This is a genomic window from Pseudomonas moorei, from assembly GCF_008801475.1.
Classification (GTDB): domain Bacteria; phylum Pseudomonadota; class Gammaproteobacteria; order Pseudomonadales; family Pseudomonadaceae; genus Aquipseudomonas; species Aquipseudomonas moorei.
On sequence record NZ_VZPP01000006.1, the window covers coordinates 54,796 to 72,089 of the forward strand.

The 17,294-nt window shown below is 61.1% G+C and carries 18 protein-coding genes; 11 read left to right on the forward strand and 7 right to left on the reverse strand.

All coding sequences use genetic code 11. The annotated features are described in order from the left end of the window. Window positions 1-10: 10 nt before the first annotated feature. The 6 genes from F7R06_RS12555 (at window position 11) to F7R06_RS12580 (ending at window position 4,916) form a co-directional block, all read left to right on the forward strand. Entirely contained in the window at window positions 11-913 is a 903-nt protein-coding gene (locus F7R06_RS12555; RefSeq protein WP_090319400.1) for a LysR family transcriptional regulator, read from the forward strand. A gap of 321 nt (window positions 914-1,234) precedes the next feature. After that, window positions 1,235-2,032, forward strand: a complete 798-nt coding sequence (locus F7R06_RS12560; protein WP_090319398.1) for a hypothetical protein — start codon at window positions 1,235-1,237, stop codon at window positions 2,030-2,032. Between the two features lie 57 nt (window positions 2,033-2,089). Then, on the forward strand, window positions 2,090-3,007 hold the full coding sequence (gene yddG, locus F7R06_RS12565) for an aromatic amino acid exporter YddG (RefSeq protein WP_090319396.1): 918 nt from the start codon (window positions 2,090-2,092) through the stop codon (window positions 3,005-3,007). 84 nt (window positions 3,008-3,091) lie between these two features. Next, complete coding sequence (locus tag F7R06_RS12570; RefSeq protein WP_090319393.1) at window positions 3,092-3,766, forward strand: glutathione S-transferase family protein; 675 nt, start codon at window positions 3,092-3,094, stop codon at window positions 3,764-3,766. A gap of 28 nt (window positions 3,767-3,794) precedes the next feature. Continuing rightward, entirely contained in the window at window positions 3,795-4,121 is a 327-nt protein-coding gene (locus F7R06_RS12575; RefSeq protein ID WP_090319390.1) for a putative quinol monooxygenase, read from the forward strand. Window positions 4,122-4,343: 222 nt separating this feature from the next. Next, window positions 4,344-4,916, forward strand: coding sequence for a DcrB/PsbP domain-containing protein (locus F7R06_RS12580; protein WP_090319387.1), 573 nt, complete (start codon window positions 4,344-4,346; stop codon window positions 4,914-4,916). 3 nt (window positions 4,917-4,919) lie between these two features. Here F7R06_RS12580 and F7R06_RS12585 read toward each other — a convergent pair whose 3' ends face one another. The 3 genes from F7R06_RS12585 to F7R06_RS12600 form a co-directional block, all read right to left on the reverse strand. Next, window positions 4,920-5,636, reverse strand: a complete 717-nt coding sequence (locus F7R06_RS12585) for an alpha/beta hydrolase (RefSeq protein ID WP_090319384.1) — start codon at window positions 5,634-5,636, stop codon at window positions 4,920-4,922. A gap of 149 nt (window positions 5,637-5,785) precedes the next feature. Continuing rightward, a complete protein-coding gene (locus F7R06_RS12590) occupies window positions 5,786-6,898 on the reverse strand; it encodes a succinylglutamate desuccinylase/aspartoacylase family protein (protein WP_090319381.1) in 1,113 nt (370 codons plus the stop codon). 201 nt (window positions 6,899-7,099) lie between these two features. Further along, on the reverse strand, window positions 7,100-7,882 hold the full coding sequence (locus tag F7R06_RS12600; protein WP_090319378.1) for an ABC transporter substrate-binding protein: 783 nt from the start codon (window positions 7,880-7,882) through the stop codon (window positions 7,100-7,102). A gap of 333 nt (window positions 7,883-8,215) precedes the next feature. Between F7R06_RS12600 and F7R06_RS12605 the strand changes: the two genes are divergently transcribed. Then, a complete protein-coding gene (locus tag F7R06_RS12605; protein ID WP_090319376.1) occupies window positions 8,216-8,860 on the forward strand; it encodes a type 1 glutamine amidotransferase in 645 nt (214 codons plus the stop codon). A gap of 98 nt (window positions 8,861-8,958) precedes the next feature. Here the strand turns inward: F7R06_RS12605 and F7R06_RS12610 are convergent, their stop codons facing one another. Continuing rightward, complete coding sequence (locus F7R06_RS12610; protein ID WP_090319374.1) at window positions 8,959-9,393, reverse strand: rhodanese-like domain-containing protein; 435 nt, start codon at window positions 9,391-9,393, stop codon at window positions 8,959-8,961. Between the two features lie 101 nt (window positions 9,394-9,494). Between F7R06_RS12610 and ftrA the strand changes: the two genes are divergently transcribed. Further along, a complete protein-coding gene (ftrA, locus tag F7R06_RS12615; RefSeq protein ID WP_090319371.1) occupies window positions 9,495-10,469 on the forward strand; it encodes a transcriptional regulator FtrA in 975 nt (324 codons plus the stop codon). Between the two features lie 46 nt (window positions 10,470-10,515). Here ftrA and cobF read toward each other — a convergent pair whose 3' ends face one another. Together cobF and F7R06_RS12625 are read right to left on the reverse strand one after the other, a co-directional pair. Then, on the reverse strand, window positions 10,516-11,271 hold the full coding sequence (gene cobF, locus F7R06_RS12620; protein ID WP_090319368.1) for a precorrin-6A synthase (deacetylating): 756 nt from the start codon (window positions 11,269-11,271) through the stop codon (window positions 10,516-10,518). Beyond that, window positions 11,271-11,840 (reverse strand): histidine phosphatase family protein, encoded by a 570-nt coding sequence (locus tag F7R06_RS12625; RefSeq protein ID WP_090319364.1) that lies wholly within the window; start codon window positions 11,838-11,840, stop codon window positions 11,271-11,273. The genes cobF and F7R06_RS12625 overlap by 1 nt, the downstream gene beginning before the upstream one ends. A 550-nt stretch (window positions 11,841-12,390) precedes the next feature. Between F7R06_RS12625 and F7R06_RS12630 the strand changes: the two genes are divergently transcribed. From F7R06_RS12630 to F7R06_RS12640, 3 genes are all read left to right on the forward strand, one after another. Next, a complete protein-coding gene (locus tag F7R06_RS12630) occupies window positions 12,391-13,407 on the forward strand; it encodes an arginine N-succinyltransferase (RefSeq protein ID WP_090319361.1) in 1,017 nt (338 codons plus the stop codon). Window positions 13,408-13,468: 61 nt separating this feature from the next. Continuing rightward, the gene (astA, locus tag F7R06_RS12635; protein WP_090319358.1) at window positions 13,469-14,503 is read left to right on the forward strand and encodes an arginine N-succinyltransferase; all 1,035 of its coding nucleotides are present in this window, start codon (window positions 13,469-13,471) and stop codon (window positions 14,501-14,503) included. Window positions 14,504-14,651: 148 nt separating this feature from the next. Further along, a complete protein-coding gene (locus F7R06_RS12640; RefSeq protein WP_090319354.1) occupies window positions 14,652-15,521 on the forward strand; it encodes an isocitrate lyase/PEP mutase family protein in 870 nt (289 codons plus the stop codon). Between the two features lie 593 nt (window positions 15,522-16,114). On the opposite strand, the gene F7R06_RS12645 is transcribed toward F7R06_RS12640, so the two are convergent. Continuing rightward, window positions 16,115-17,188 carry a diguanylate cyclase gene (locus F7R06_RS12645; protein ID WP_090319351.1) on the reverse strand — a complete coding sequence of 358 codons (1,074 nt, stop codon included), beginning with the start codon at window positions 17,186-17,188 and terminating at the stop codon, window positions 16,115-16,117. Window positions 17,189-17,294: the final 106 nt, after the last annotated feature.

Genomic DNA, 17,294 nt, shown 5'->3' on the forward strand with positions numbered 1-17,294 from the left:
GTATCGCCCCATGGAAACCCTTGCCAACCTTGAATCCTTTGTGCGCAGCGCCGAAACGGGGAGCTTTTCCGCCGCCGCGCGGTTGCTCGCACTGACGCCTGCGGCGGTCAGCCGCAATGTGGCAATACTCGAGCGCAACATCGGCGTACGGCTGTTTCAGCGCTCGACGCGCAAATTGTCCCTCACGCAAGCCGGCGAACGTTTTCTGGCCGACATCGGCGGTAATCTGGAGGCACTGCAAACGGCGATCAGCGCCGTGAGCAGCGACCGTGGCGAACCCGCCGGCGTGCTCAAGGTGAGCCTGCCGCCGACGTTTGGCATCAGCCATGTGTTGCCATTGCTCCCGGCCTTTCTCGCGCGTTACCCATTAATCCGCCCCGAATGGCACTTCGAAAATCGCCAGGTGGACTTGATCGCTGAAGGCTATGACGCCGCCATCGGTGGGGCCTTCGAGCTAACGCCAGGGGTCGTGTCAAGGAAACTCGCAATGGCGGATATTGTGGCCGTGGCCTCCCCTGCGTACCTGGCAGGGCAACCCCTGCCGACCCACCCTTCGGAGTTGTCACGACTCAATGGCATCGTGATGCGCGGCAGCCGCACCGGACGCATTCGCCAATGGCTCATGCAAGATGGCGCCGGCAATGCAGCCACAGCCAGCCTGAACGAGAACATCGTGCTCAATGACCCGGCGGCCATGCGCGAAGCGGCAATTCTTGGCCTGGGCGTCACCCTGCTGATCCTGCCCGACGTACAAGCGCCTATTCAGCGCGGCGAACTGGTGCGCGTGCTGCCGGACTGGCATGCCGATGCGGGGGCGCTTTCACTGTATTACCCGAGCCGGACGCTGATGCCGGCCAAGACGCGGGTGTTCATTGACTACATGGTCGAGGCGTTTCACCGCGACAACGTGTGAGGGTTCATCGCTAGGACCATAGAACCTTTGTTCACTGTCGGCACAACCTTGCTGTCACTCACCCCAGAAACTGCAGGATCAACCAGGCGTTCGCCCCGCTGATCAGCACAAACAACTCCCACCCCAAGTCGGGTAGTTGGCGATGAAGTGGCTGCATCCGATTAGGGTGTTGATGAGGGTAAAGCTTTCGCTGGCAAGCCAACTCCTACAGGGGTGTGAGGGGGTCAGATGGAAAGTTGTATACAAGAACTCTAACTCTATAGAGCAATCCACTGTTCGCAATGCTAACGTTGCCGCCTGAAACAGATTGGAGATGTGCGTGTGCTGATGCTCAAACTGCTGGTCATTCCGGGATTCCTGCTGCTCATTTCCCTGGCTGGTAAACGCTGGGGGCCGAGCGTGGCCGGTTGGCTGTCCGGATTGCCGGTGGTGGTCGGGCCGATTCTGTTCTTCCTCGCCATCGAACAAGGGGTCGCCTTCGCTGCGCAATCGGCCACGGCGGCCCTGTCTGCGATGTTCGCAATGATCGCCTTCTGTGTGACCTACGCACAGGTTGCCCAACGCACGGGATGGCCGCTGGCGCTAGGGGCTTCGCTGCTGGTGTGGGCCACGGTGGCGGTGCTGCTGTCGTTGATCCCGCCGTCGCTGCCATTGTCATTGATCGCCGCCGCAACGGCACTGCTGGCCGCGCCCTACCTGTTCCCGTCGGTACAGCCGATCGTGTCAGGCCCGGCACCGAAGTCCGACAAACTGCTGCTGCGCATGATGGCCGGCGCCTTGCTGACTCTTGCGGTCACCTTGCTCGCCAGCACCGTGGGCGATCGCTGGAGCGGCCTGCTCGCCGTGTTCCCGGTGCTGGGCAGCGTGATGGCGGTGTTTTCCCAGCAAACCCGTGGCCCGGCGTTTACCGCCGCCCTGCTGCGGGCGACGGCAACCGGGATGTATTCGTTCTCGGCCTTTTGCCTGGTCCTGGCGCTGGCATTGCCTGAACTCGGGATGCACGCATTCACCCTTGGAGTGGCGGTATCGGTGGCGATGCTGGGGGTGACCAAACGCTTGCTGGCGCGGCCCGTCGGCCCGATGGCGGCGGAGGCTGGACGAACCGCGATCAAGCGCTAAGCTGCATCTGGTCATCGGGCAAGGAAGTCGCCCGTTCAACGACCTGAAGGAACAGACATGACCACGTCTCGCGTCCGTACTGCTCACGCTGCCACAGCGGTCGGCGTGATTGCGATCTTCCTCTGGTCCTGCCTGGCGTTGTTGACCACCCTCACCGAAGGCATCCCCCCCTTTGAACTGCTGACACTGAGTTTCGGCGTGGCCTTTGCCGCGAGCCTGATGATTCTCGGCCGTCGGGGCCTCAGTGGTTTCAGGAGCTGGCGCCAACCCTGGGCTGTATGGGCGACGGGCTTTGTCGGCATTTTCGTTTATCACGCGCTGTATTTTTTCGCGCTCAAATCCGCGCCAGCGGCCGAAGCCAGTCTGATCAACTACCTGTGGCCACTGTTGCTGGTGCTGCTCTCGGCGTTCGCCGCCGGAGAAAAACTGCACAAGCGACAGGTGCTCGGCGCGGTGCTGGGCCTGGCCGGCACGGCCTTCATCATGCAACAACGCGGCACGGAGACGTCCGCCGCCACGCCCTTCGCCGGCTACCTGGCGGCGTTCGGCTGTGCAGTAATCTGGGCCGGATACTCCGTGTTCAATCGGCGATTCAGCGAAGTGCCGAGCAGCACCATCGGCGGCATCTGCGGCATGTCCGCAGCAGCGGGGCTGGTTTGCCATTGGGTGCTGGAAACCACTATTTGGCCGAATGCGAGCCAATGGACAGCCATTATCGTCCTCGGCCTGGGGCCGGCGGGGCTGGCGTTCTTTGCCTGGGACCACGCGACCAAACACGGCAGTCTGGCCACGCTGGGGGCGCTGTCTTACCTGGCGCCGCTGATTTCCACCGTGCTGCTGATTCTGGTCGGGCGCAGCCATGCCAGCCCGATCCTGATGATCCCCGCCTTACTGATCATTGCTGGCGCGGTGATCGCCACGTCGCAACCCCTCGGCAAAGCCCCTGCAACACCTTCGATGGTTTCGCACGACTAGAGCAACAACCTCGTACGTCATTCGAACGGGTTTCATCCAACATCAGCCTCAGTTCACAACCCACCACTGACTGAGGCCTACACCATGAAATTCTTTTTCCACCCTTCGCCCAACCCGATGAAAGTCGCCCTGCTGCTCGAAGAACTGCAAACGCCTTATGAGTTGATCGGCGTCGATACCTTCAAGGGCGAGCAACATCTGGCAGACTTTTTGGCGATCAACCCGAACGCCAAGGTACCGGCTCTGGTCGATGGCGACGCCACGGTTTTCGACTCGCAAGCGATCCTGCTGCACCTGGCGCAAAAACATCAGCGCTTCCTGCCCACCACCGCTGCCGGTAATGCCGAACTGCTGTCGTGGCTGATGTTCATCGCCACCGGCCTGTCGCCGTTCTCCGGCCAGGCCGTGCACTTTCTGCACCACGCACCGGAAGACCTGCCTTACGCGAAAAACCGCTACCTCAAGGAAGTCGAGCGTCACTACCGCGTGCTCGACCAGCGCCTGGCCAATCACCCGTACCTGGCCGGCGACACCTACAGCATCGCCGACATGGCACTCTGGGGCTGGGCCAATTACGCGCCGTACATCCTGGGCGAAAACGGCCTGGCAGCCTACCCGAACGTCAAGCGCCTGTTCGATGAAATCAGCGCCCGCCCCGCAGCCCAGCGTGCTCACGGCCTGAAAGGGCAACTGGTGCTGAAAGCGGAATTCGACGAGGAAACCCGCCGCAACCTGTTCCCGCAGAACCAGGCTCAATAACCCGCTCCCGACGTTCGAAGGTGATGAAATGAGTGATCAAGTCGCGTTTATCGTTTACCTGCCCGCCAAACCGGAACGATTCGCCGAAACCAGGGAACGCCTGCTGGACGTCGTGCACCAGATGTCGGCCGAGCCGGATTTCGTCAACACCTGGGTGCACCAGCTCCAGGACGACCCGAACACCCTGGTGCTCTACGAAACCTGGAATTGCAGCAAGGAAGACTTCATCACTCGCCACCTGAGCAAGCCCTACCGTCAGGCGTATGAAAAACTGCTGCCGGAGTTGCTGGCCGGGGAGCGTCGGATCGAGTTTCTGGAGGTGATCAAAAGCTATCCGGTGCGCCGGGAGGCTTGACTGCGCCAGACCTTGTGGCGAGGGGGCTTGCCCCCGTTCGGCGGCGCAGCCGTCGCCAACCTGCCAGTGCGGTGCAACTGGAAAAATGCAGGGGCCGCCCACGTAAGCAAGTTCCTTCGCCAAAGGTGCATCCCTGACCGTCCGTTAGTCCGCACTGGAACCCGCCATAACCTCCATGGGATGATCGCCGCCCCATCGCGCGACCATCCCTGGAGATTCCGAATGTCACTGTTGAGTAAAAAAGCCGTTGTTCTGTTGCTGGCAGCGGCGGCCAGTCTGGGGGCTTTGAATGCGCAGGCCGCCAAGGCCACTGCCAAGGAGACGGCACCGACGCAGAAAGTCTCGATGCTCGGCGGCAAGTTCACCTTCACCCTGCCCAAGGGCTTCATCGCCAACCCGCTGCCGACCAGTCCCACCGGCGCGAGCGGCACCATGTACAGCAACGAAACCACCAAGACCGTGGTGATCGCTGCTGAAAACAGCCTGCCGGAAGGCGTCCAGGTCAAGGACAACGACGGCGCATTTCTCGACGGCACCGTGGCCGACTTCGACGCTGCCCAACGCAAGGCCCTGCCGGATTACAACAAACTCAGTGAAAAAAGCCTGACCCTGAAAAGTAACGGGCTGGGCTTGCGCCAGGTCGACAGCACCGCCACCCAGGGTGGTGGTCAGACCCTCAATACGACGTTGATGGCAGCGTCCGGCAGTCACATGACCGTGGTCCAGGTGATTTCCCGTCCCGGCGACATGGCTGCCCACGAAAACCTGATCAAGCAGATCGTCAGCGGCAAATAAGCATCACGGATTGAGCCGCTGCAACCAGGCACTCAAGTCCTGCACCTCGTCGGCGCTGATGTTGTGGCCAACCCCTTGGTAGGCATGAAACTCGGGTTCGAGTGACACGCTCTTGAGCAGGCGCTCGGCGTCGGTGCCGTCACTGAACGGCAGACGTTTATCCGCCGTGCCATGCCCGATGAAAATCGCCAGCGACTGGCGTTTTTCATCGGGTTGAAGCTCGGACTCGAGCACCGGCAGAATCCGCCCGCTCAACGCCGCGATCCCGCCCACTGCGTCGGGGTGGCGCAGGCCGACCTCATAAGACATGATCGCCCCCTGGCTGAACCCCACCAGAAACACCTTGTCAGGCCCGGTGTGATATTTCGTCGCCGCCTGGGCGATGAAGTCCAGGAGCAATTGAGCGCTGGACTTCAGATCATCGGTTTCGCCGTTATAGGCACCCTCGCCCTTCTTGCGAAACCACTGGTAACTGCCCTCTTCCATCACCATCGGCGCACGGACCGACAGGTAGGTGTATTGCGCGGGCAAGTCGTCCTTGATGCCGAACAGATCCTGCTCGTTACTGCCGTAACCGTGGAGGAAAATCACCAGGGGCTGATCGCGGGAGTCGATGCTGGCCTGCTCCAGGTACTTGAGCGGCAGATCGGTGTGCAACGGGGTTTGAGCGTGGACAGCGGCGGACGCCAGCAGCGTGAGCAGAGCAAGAAATCTCAACATGGACCTTCCTTCACAGTGCGCAGGATTCGGGACAGAGCCTAACATCTCTTCCCGGCTACGCACTCCCCTGTAAAAGCGTTGGCTGGCCAGCGATGGCGATCTCAACGACCCCATCACTGGCAAGCCAGCGCCTGCCGAGGTGAATCGGCTCAGTCGTTGATCAGCTTGCCCGCCCGAATCGGATCGCGCCCGGCGACTTTCGCCTGCCAGGTACCCGGTTGGGTGTAACGTCCGCGGTCGATGGCGAACAACATGCCGCTGGTGCCGGCGCGAACGGTGGTGACCTTGTCGTTCAGCGGGTCGACCACTTCAAACAGCGCGTCGCCCTTCTCCACCCACTCACCGGCATCGCGCAGGAAGCTGACCACACCGTGATGCGGCGCGAACAGGTATTCAGTGCCTTCGAACGGCATGCCTTCACAGCATTGCGCCGGCGCCGCTGGCCAGGTGCCCTTGATGAAGCCCTGTTCGGCGAGGAAGCCGAGAATAGCCTCGCAATTGGCTTGGGCCTGATCGACGCGAGTGTCGCCCATGCTGCCCAGCTCCAGCGTGGTCGCCAGGTTGGCCGGTGGAATGGCCGCCTCGGGGAACGCCCTGGCCAGACGCAACCACGGCGAGGAACACGACTCGTCGAACGAGCTGCCACCAGAGTCTTCACACAGCAACGCGACGCCGGCCTTCAGGCGCGCGGCCAGGGATTGCCACTGTGGCCAGTGTTGCGGCAGGGCGTAAATGTGAATCGCCGCGTCGAAGTCGCAATGCAGGTCCAGGGTGATATCCGCGTCGCAAGCATGGCGCAGCAACAGGCGATGCATGGCTTCCAGCTGCGAAGTCGGGCTTGGCAGACTGTCGAGCACCTGCCCCATGGTCTGGCGAATCAGCGCGATGTTGGCCTCGGCATCGCTGCCCAGGCGATCACCGATCAACTGCGCCACCGGTGCGCTGAGCTCGACGAACGAACGGTTGAAGTTCTTGCCGCTGCCCAGCTCGAAGCGGCCCATGTGGCTACCTTGCAGGTGCTGATCCAGACCAATGGGGTTGGCCACCGGCACCAGTTCGATCACACCTTGCAACTGGCCCTGGCTTTCCAGCTCGGTCAGGCGCTTTTTCAGTTCCCAGGCGGTACGCATGCCCGGCAGCTCGTCGGCATGCAGGCTGGCCTGGATGTAGACCTTGCGAGTACCCGCGCCATAACGGAACACGCTGAGGGTGCGTTCCGTTCCCAGATGGCTCCAGGGCAGAGAGTGGTTGATGCGTTGCATGGGGCGCTCCGATATCAGCGGCACCAAGATCCCTTGTGGGACCGAGCTTGCTCGCGAAGAGGTCGGCACATTCAACATTGATGTTGCCTGACACAACGCCTTCGCGAGCAAGCTCGCTCCCACAAGAGACCGCGGCCTGATTGCAAATCATAAAAAAATGGCAGCCGCGTCAACGGCTGCCATTTTCCTGGAACGGCTCGGTTATTCCTTGCCGTAAACGTCAAACTTGAAGTACTTGTCCTGCACTTGCTTGTACTTGCCGTTGGCGCGGATTTCGGTGATAGCGGTGTTGAACTTGTCCGCCAGTTCCTTATCGCCCTTGCGCACGGCAATACCGGCGCCGCCACCGAAGTATTTCGGATCGTTGTACTCAGGGCCTACGAACGCGAAACCTTTACCGGCGTCGGTTTTCAGGAAACCGTCGTCCAGGTTGACCGAGTCGGCCAGCAGCGCGTCAATGCGTCCCGACACCATGTCCAGGTTGGCTTCCTGCTGGGAACCGTAGCGAACCAGGTCGATTCCGGCCGGTACCAGCACTTCAGTGGCAAAGCGGTCGTGGGTACTGGCGCGCAGCACACCGACTTTCTTGCCTTTGAGTTCGGTCAGCGGGTCCTTCACATCGGTGCCTTCCTTCATCACGAAGCGCGCCGGGGTGTGGTAGTACTTGATGGTGAAATCGACGTTCTTCTTGCGGTCGTCGGTGATGGTCATGGACGACAGGATGGCGTCGATTTTCTTGACCTTCAGTGCCGGGATCAGGCCGTCGAACTCTTGCTCGACCCAGGTGCACTTCACTTTCATCTGTTCGCACAGGGCGTCGCCGATGTCCACGTCAAAACCGGTCAGTTTGCCGTCCGGGGTTTTCATCGAGAACGGTGGGTAGCCGGCTTCGATACCGATACGGATCGGCTTGGCGTCTTCGGCCACGGCGGTCAGGGACAGCATCGACAGTGCCAGGGCACCGAACATCACTAGCTTCTTCATTTATAACTCCTGTGTGCGGAGGCTTTTATTGGCAGCTTTCGATTATCAGCTTTCGGTCGGTAGCTTTTGGCTGGTAAAGACCGAAGTGGCCGGCAGTCTAGAGTGGCTTCAGGAGGGCAAATTGTGCTGAAGCGACAAATACTTACAGAAAAGTGGCCACAGGAAAGAAGGCCATTGTGGTGTGCGCCATCGCGGTGCAAAGACTGTCAGATAATCCGCTAATTCGGAAAAAGCCTACAAGAATTTGGTTGTTTTCCGACCCAAGAGTCGCGCTGGCGACCCAGCACTTTTTACGGCACATTGGCCGCCCACCCGCCCCTGAAGAGATGCGTGATGCCTTCCTTGAATCTGATCCAGCACCATCCCGCCGAAGGTCCCGGCGCTATCGCCCTGTGGGCCGAATCCCGTGGTGTGACGCTGAACGTTTTTCGCGCCGACCTGGGTCAACTGCCGCCCGTGAGCGCCGCGCCGCTGATTTTGCTGGGCGGGCCTTTCGAGTCCAACGCCGGTCCGGCATGGCTGTCGGCCGAACGGCAGTGGCTGGCAGCCAGCCTGAATCAAGGCGCGGCGGTGTTCGCCATTTGCCTGGGCGCCCAATTGCTGGCGTTGAGCCTGGGCGGGAATGTGCGGCGCATGGAGCGTACCGAGACCGGATGGACCACCGTGCACTTCGTCGATGGCCGGAGCCTGAACGTGTTGGAGTGGCACGAAGACGCCATCGACCTGCCGGCGAATGCGCAGTTGCTGGCCAGCAGCGAACAGTGTGAGCAGCAGATGTACCGCATCGGACCGACGCGGGTGGGCCTGCAGTTTCATCCGGAGTGGAATGCCGAATCGGTGGCGGTTCTGAATGAGCATTTTGCGGATGAATCGCCATTGCCGCGGGGTCAGCAGGACAGCGCCGCCCATGCGACCGTGTTCGAGTGGTTGCAGGGGACGCTGGATGGGTGGTGGGAGGCGTCTTCAGGCACACGCTGAACCGGTGAACCTGAGTACGCGATCGTCAAAAGAATTGAGTCGACTGATTTGGGGCCGCTTCGCGGCCCAGCGGGAGCAAGCTCCCTCGCCACAGTTGATCAGCATTCACACCCTATCGTCGCTTTGGCTGGACGTTGCACTGTGACGCTCAATTCAAACCCCTCATCCAGCCACCCGGTCACACCACCGATCATCTCCTTGACCGGATACCCCAGCGCCGCCAGTTTCACCGCCGCCTTGTTCGCGCCGTTGCAGTGAGGGCCGGCGCAATAGACCACGAACAGGGTGTTTTTCGGGTAAGCCGCCAGGCCTTCAGCACTGAGCAAGCGCCCTGGAATATTGATCGCTCCGGGTACATGCCCGCGCTCGAACGCCAGCGGCCCGCGCACGTCCAACAGCGTGAAATCAACTTCGCCAGCGGCCTGACTGCCGTGGACGTCGGAACAATCGGTTTCGAACGTCAGGCGATTGCTGAAGTGCATCAGGGCAATGGCCGAAGGGGCGGCGGGAATTTCGCGAACCAGGCTGGTCATGGTCAGTACTCCTAAGTGTCGTTGGGTGTGAGCAGACTTTATCCGCCGGCCCATTCTCGCTAAAGTGGCGCACAAGACACTCACCGGGAATTTTCCGCCAAATGCAACCCAGCCCTGAATTGGTCGCCATTCTGGCCTACGACGGCCTCTGTACATTCGAGTTCGGCATCGCCATCGAAATCTTCGGCCTGGCGCGGCCGGAGTTCGAATTCCCCTGGTACGAGCACAGCATCGCCGCTGTCGATCAGGGCCCGATGCGCGCCATGGGTGGCATTCAGGTGCTGGCCGACGGCGGCCTGGAACTGCTCGAACAGGCCCGGACCATCATCATTCCCGGCTGGCGCGACCGCCAGGCAGCGGTGCCCGAGGCATTGCTCGCCGCCCTGCGCCAGGCCCATGCCCGAGGCGCACGGTTGCTGTCGATCTGTTCCGGGGTATTCGTGCTGGCCGCCACCGGGTTACTCGATGGTCACAGTGCGACCACGCACTGGCGTTACACCACGGAACTGGCGGAACGCTTCCCGAACATTCGGGTGGACCCCGATGTGCTGTATGTCGACTCAGGCCAGTTGATTACCTCGGCCGGCAGCGCTGCCGGCATCGATGCTTGCCTGCATCTGGTGGCCCGGGATTTCGGCACGCAAGTGGCCAACTCGGTGGCACGGCGGCTGGTGATGTCGCCACAACGCACTGGCGGCCAGGCGCAATTCATTCCGACACCGGTCAGTCCTGCACCGCGCAGCGATCTTTCCCGCGTCATGCAGTGGGCACGCGAGCGCCTGCATGAACCGCTGGAAGTGCGTGACCTGGCCAGCGAAGCGGCGATGAGCGAGCGGACATTCCTGCGCCGCTTCACCGAAGCCAGCGGCCAGTCACCCAAGGCCTGGCTGCAACATGAGCGCCTGGGCCGCGCCCGCGAACTGCTGGAAAGCACCGATCAAAACACCGAGCAGATTGCCCTGCGCTGTGGTTATCGTTCGGTGGAAAGCTTCCGGGTGGCGTTTCGCAGCGTGGTCGGCGTACCGCCGTCGGTGTATCGGGAGCGCTTTGGGCGCGGGGTCAAGGCCCTTTCTTGAGGTGGCCTTGCGGGCCACGAAGCGGCCCGAACAGACAAGGTAATGCTCAAGGCTTACGCAACAAATAGGTATCCATAATCCAGCCATTGGCCAGGCGTGCTGCCTTGCGCACCCGTTCGATTTCATCGGCCACGTCCTTGAGCCGGCCGCTGATCAGGATTTCATCCGGCGTCCCCAGGTAGGCGCCCCAGTAAATCTCGGTCTCCTGATCCGCCACCTGACGGTAAGCGTCCTGCGCATCGAGCATCACCACCAGGCTGTCGGCCTCGCTCACCTGCCCGGCGGCGAGGCGCCGACCCGTGGTGATCTCAACCGCGCGGCCAATCTGATTGAGCGCCACCTTGTGCTGCGCCGCCAACGCCTGAACGCTGGTAATGCCCGGGATCACCTCGTACTCGAACGTACAGGCACCTGAAGTCAGAATCGCCTGCAGGATGCGCAGGGTGCTGTCGTACAACGCCGGGTCGCCCCACACCAGGAAAGCGGCACACTCCTCGTCAGTCATTTCCTCGTTAATCAGCCGTTCGAAGATCCGCTGCCTGGCCTGGTTGAGGTCATCGACACTGGCCCGGTAGTCCGCATCATCGCGATCGCGTTCAGGGCTTCGGGCTTCGACAAAGCGGTAGTGGCGATCCGTGATGTAGCGCTCGCAGATATCGCGGCGCAGGTCGATCAGCGTGTCCTTGCTCCGGCCCTTGTCCATCAGGAAAAACACGTCGACCGTGTTCAACGCCTTCACCGCCTGAATGGTGATGTAGTCGGGATTGCCGGCACCGATGCCGATGACCAGTAGCTTTTTCATCAACACCCTTCCTCGAGGTCTGCTCCGGCCAGGCGAAGTCGCCAGCAACCCTGGAACCTCAGTTCGACGGTCGACAGCGGCTCAACATCTATCAGATTGAACGCTGAACCTTGCAGCACATGCGTCAGCGCGGCGCGGATGACAAACGGATGCGTCACCGCGACCACTTGACCCGGTGTCGCCTGCAGTGTGTCCAGCCAGGCCACCACGCGTTCAGTCACTTGACTCACCGATTCACCACCGTGAGGCGCCGAATCGGGGTCGGCAAGCCAGGACTGGAGCCGTTCGCCTTCGTTTTTTTGCACATCGTTGATTCGCTGACCGCTCCAGCGCCCGAAATCGCAGTCCCGCAGGGCCATGACCACGTCTGCGGCGCTCCCGAACAGTTCGGCGGTCTGCCGGGTACGCTCTTCCGGGCCGCACAACAGTCGCGCATGTTTGAATCGGGCACCACGAGAACCCCGCGCCGATTGCCAATCCATTTCCAGGGCTTCGTTCGTGGGAAATCGCGCCAATTTCTGTGCGACGGTTCGAGCGTGGCAGATCAGGGTCAAACGGGTCGCCTGCACAAAGGTTCACTCTGTCGATGGAAAGTCAGTACGGCGCCTCGCCGTCGGTGGTTGTGCAATTGTGCCGCAAGAAAGATTGCCTTGTGGGCCTTTCACTTCGTATTAAAAGCCATCTCCGGCCTGTTTATAGGCAATGCCCTACAAGATGTCCTGACATCCATGTAGCCACCGCCGTACGGACATTTCGCCCTGTTTTCGTGCGTTGAAAAACCCCTCGAAAATTAACTAGACATGCAGTGCGCCTTAAATAAATACTGCTTTCAACGGACTATTAATCCCCCATCCAGCAGGAGCCCGGATGCCTTCTTTCAAAGACCCGAACATCGATTCCCGTCTGGACAGCCCACCGTCCACACTCAAAACCCCATGCAATCTGATCAATCCCTGCCGCCGTAATGACCCGGGATTGATAGCGCGCGCGGCCAACCTCGAGTAGCGACTGAAATCAGTGCGGACCTGGCAAGGCAACCGCCGATTCAATGCGTGGAAACCGACAGCGATAGTCAGGTCCGGTGCAAGCCGCCGGGCCTTTTGATACAGGAGTGCATCCATGCTGGTCTTGCGTCCAGTGGTGTTAACCGACCTGCCCCAATTGCAGCGACTGGCTCGCGAAAGCCTGGTGGGCGTCACGTCCCTGCCGGACGACAGCGAACGCTTGCGCGATAAAATTCTCGATTCCTGCACGTCGTTCGAGCAAACCGTCCAGAGCCCGGGCCCGGAGAATTACTTCTTCGTGCTGGAAGACTCGACGACGCGGCGTCTGGCGGGCTGCTCGGAAATTGTTGCCAGCGCGGGGTTCAGTGAGCCGTTCTACACCCTGCGCAACCGCCACTTCAACAGCGCTTCGCGGGAGCTGAACATCGAACATGGCGTGCCTGCACTGTCGCTCTGCCACGACCTCAACGGCCACACCTTGCTACGCGGCTTTCATATCGATCCGCAGCTGGTGCGCACGGCCTATTCCGAATTGTTGTCACGGGCGCGACTGCTGTTCATCGCCGCCCACGCGCCGCGCTTTGCCGACGCGGTCATCACCGAAATCGTCGGTTTCAGCAGCGATGACGGGCATTCACCGTTCTGGGATGCCGTGGGCAAGCACTTCTTCGATTTGCCCTATGTCGAGGCCGAGCGACTCTGCGGACTTGAGAGTCGTGGGTTTCTCGCCGAATTGATGCCGCAGTACCCGATCTACGTGCCGATGCTGCCCCAGGCCGCGCAAGACTGCATCGGCCGAATCCATCCCGATGGCCAGGAGGCCTTCGATATTCTCGAGCGCGAAGGCTTCGAAACCAACAGTTATGTCGATCTCTTTGACGGGGGCCCGACGCTCCATGCACGCACCCGTGGCATCCGCTCCATCGAGCAGAGCCACATCGCTGAAGTGCGGACCGGCTCACCCATCGACGCCCGTGGCCGCTATCTGGTGAGCAATGACTCGCTGGAAAACTACCGCGCCATCGTCGCCGAACTGGACTACAGCGCCGGGCAGCCGGTGACCCTCGATGCCGCGATGTGCACGGCCCTGAAGGTGAACGAAGGCAGCCTGATCCGGCTGATTGCCTTGTGATCATTGTCCATGGTCGCGCCCAACGACGATGCCCCGGCAAGCCCGCAGAAGGAGTTGCAGCATGATTGTTCGTCCGGTCCAGCCGACCGACCTGCCCGCCTTGCTCGCACTGATCCGGCAGACCGATTGCGGATTGACGTCGCTGCCGGCCAGCGAAGAGCGCCTGAACCATCGCTTGCGCTGGGCGCAAAGAACCTTCGCCGAACAAGTCGAGCGCGCCGACGCCGATTACCTGTTCGTACTCGAAGACGACGACCAGCAGGTGCTGGGCGTCAGCGCCCTGACCGGAGCCGTGGGCCTGCGCGAACCCTGGTACAACTATCGGGTCGGGTTGACGGTCAGTTCATCACCGGACCTGGGTATCGAGCGACACATCCCGACCTTGTTCCTGAACAATGAAATGACCGGTCAATCGGAACTCCGCTCGCTGTTCCTGCGGCCCGATCGACGCCAGAGCAGACACGGCCGGTTGCTGTCCCTGGGACGCTTGCTGTTTGTAGCCGAGTTCCCACACCTGTTCGGCGACAAGCTGATCGCCGAACTGCGCGGCCGTGCCGACGAACAAGGCTGCTCACCCTTCTGGGACAGCGTCGGCCGCCACTTTTTCAAGATGGACTTCAAGCACGCCGATCACTTGTCGGGTTTGGGCAACAAGGCGTTCATCGCTGAACTGATGCCACGCCAGCCGCTGTACACCTGCCTGCTGACCGAACAGGCCCGGGCGGTGATCGGCAAGCCTCATCCGAAAACCGAGCCGGCGCTGAAGATCCTCAGCGCCGAAGGTTTTGCCCACAAGGGCTACATCGACATCTTCGACGCTGGCCCGGTGATCGAGTCCGCCGTTTCGAGCATTCGCCTGGTGCGCGACTGCCAGTTACTGGAGCTGGCCATCGCCCCCCTGGACGACCAGGCCCCGATGTGGCTGATCCACAACCGTCGCCTGGAAAACTGTCGCATCACCGCCACTCCGGCGCGCCTGGTGGACGAGCGCCTGATCGTCGATCGCCTCACCGCCAAGCGCCTGCAACTGCAACCCGGCGACTCGGTCCGTGCCGTCCCCTTGCACCCGCAACAGCCGCAGGCGGTGGCAGCGTAAGTGCCTGCCGGCTCACCACCAACTGAGCGCCCATCCGCCATCGCCGACAAATTCGTCATCATTCTCGACTGCCCCGCGTGATAGCCTTTTACATCTTCGGCGTTGACACTTTTGCTCAAGCCCTTCCATTTCCATTGGTGGAACTCATATGTCCAGGCTTTCTCATCAAGATTTACGCCGCAACTTTCGCCAACTGTTCGCTTCCAACACCTGCTATCACACGGCGTCGGTCTTCGACCCGATGTCGGCGCGCATTGCGGCCGACCTGGGATTTGAAGTCGGCATTCTCGGTGGTTCGGTCGCGTCGTTGCAGGTACTGGGCGCCCCCGATTTTGCCTTGATCACCCTCAGCGAGTTCGCCGAACAGGCCACCCGCATCGGCCGTGTCGCCCAATTGCCGGTGATCGCCGACGCCGACCATGGTTACGGCAACGCCCTCAATGTCATGCGCACCATCGTCGAGCTCGAACGTGCCGGCGTGGCGGCCCTGACCATCGAAGACACCTTGCTGCCGGCGCAATTCGGCCGCAAGTCCACGGACCTGATCACCGTTGCCGAAGGCGTCGGCAAGATTCGCGCGGCACTGGAAGCCCGGTGTGACTCGGAAATGGCCATCATCGCCCGCACCCACGCAGGGATTCTGCCAGTACAGGAAATCATCAGCCGCACCAAGCAATACCAGGCTGCCGGCGCGGATGGCATCTGCATGGTGGGCGTGAAGGATTTCGACCACCTGGAACAGATCGCCGAACACCTGAACGTACCGCTGATGCTCGTGACCTACGGAAACCCTTTGTTGCGCGACGACAAACGCCTGGCCGAACTGGGCGTGCGTGTCGTCATCGACGGCCACGGCGCCTACTTCGCCGCGATCAAGGCCACCTATGACAGCCTGCGCGAGCAACGCCAAATCTTCACCCAGGCCGCCGACCTGAGCGCGACGGAACTGACACACACCTATACGCAGCCGGCGGAATACATTCGTTGGGCTGAAGAGTTCATGCACGTTAAAGAGTGAGGGTGAGCAAACGCTAATCGCGTGAAACCCCATCCCCTGCTCGCGATGGACATCGACGATGACGCAGGCTGTCTGATTGCCCGCGTTGCCCGGACATTTATCGCGAGCAGGCTCGCTCCCACAGAAAAGCACAGCAGCGCGCGCCACCCGCTCTTCACCACTCATCAGGCCGAGCGTTAGCTCGCCTGCAGCTCTTGATCTTGATCCACCCGCCCCTTCGGGAGGCTGAGTGGAGGTGTTCATCCGGGGAGTGGCGCGCAGCGCCGTTCGACGCAGTCGAACACGCTGCATGTAGGTCGAAGCGAAGCCGACCGGAGGGCAGTGTCCCCGGATGGATACCGCAGCGAAGGGACGCCGAGCCTAAGCGAGGGGCCGGACGCTCGGGGCGAGCCTTTTTGGGTACTTTTTTGGCGTTTGAAAAAAGTGCCTCGCCGTAAGGGCGAAACCCTAAGCCGCCGTTACCGCAGCAACGGATATGTACTCAATCAACAAAACACCGGTCGGCTCTCAGGCCGCCATCGCTGCGATGCGACGCCCCAACAAGCCAATTCCTACAAGGAATCGGGGAGCAAGGCAGGCTGCCTCAATGAACATCAAACCGAATCAAGCAGCTCATGCTCAGCCCGACCATCACCGCAGCAAATGACCCGGTTACGCCCCGTCGTCTTGGCCTCGTACAACGCCCGGTCAGCATCGCTGAGCCATAAGGTCGCGTCACTGTGAGCGGGATTGAACGCAGCCAGGCCGATGCTCAGGCTGACGGTCAGCGCCGGATTCTGCTCATAGCCCAACGTGGCAAAGCGATCACGCAGCGCCTCCATGACCGCCGCGGCATTGTTCAAGGGCAGATCCGGAAGAATCACGCAAAACTCATCACCGCCATAACGCCCGGCAACATCGGTGGCCCGCAGGTTCTGCTTGAGCATCTTGCTCAGTTGCCGTAACACGATGTCACCGGCGACATGACCGTAAGTGTCATTGATGCTTTTGAAATGGTCGATGTCGATCAGCGCAATCGCCCCACCCTGATGCTGGCGCTGGCAGCGCTGAAACTCGACTTCCAGCTGATCCTTCCAGGCACCATGGTTGAGCAGACCGGTCAGGCTGTCGGTTCGGCTCAGGGCCAGCAATTCACGTTTCTGCCGTCCGAGGGTATGGGCCTGGCGAAAGCAGATCCAGCCCAGCGCCAGCGGATAAAAACACATCAAGGGCAAGCAGGCGTAAAGCTGAATCTGGCTGGTTTCAGGAATGAACAGCGGTTTGAAAATCAGCCATCCGATACCGATCCCGAGGATCTGCGTAACGCTGCCCGCCAATAGAAAACGCAAGCCGCCGATCGCCACGTTGTTCATGGCCATCATGGAAATGGTGATCGCGCTGGGCAGCGGATTGAACTGCATGGCCGCCACCCAGAAGCCACCCAGAAAGGCGTCAACCAGCAGGTTACGGTGTTCGGCGTGATAAGGAGCCTGGGACCGGCGCGCCCATTGATAGGCCAGGTGCGGCCAGATCAGGCCGTTGAACAACATCAGTGCCCAGACCCAGGGTGCCGGGTTCAGGGGGTACATCGCCACACTCACGCATAACAGCCCCAGCACCAGGCCAAGCATGCGCGACGTGTAGAGCCTCCTGGCCAGTGAAAGCCCTTTCACTCCCATCTTTCCCATTGGGACCTCTCCACAGAGCGGTACCTGATGCTTCCAGGGTTGCGCGTATGCCTCGAAGTCTAACAGGGCAACGTTAAATAGCCATCACCGGTGGGCGGGCTGAATA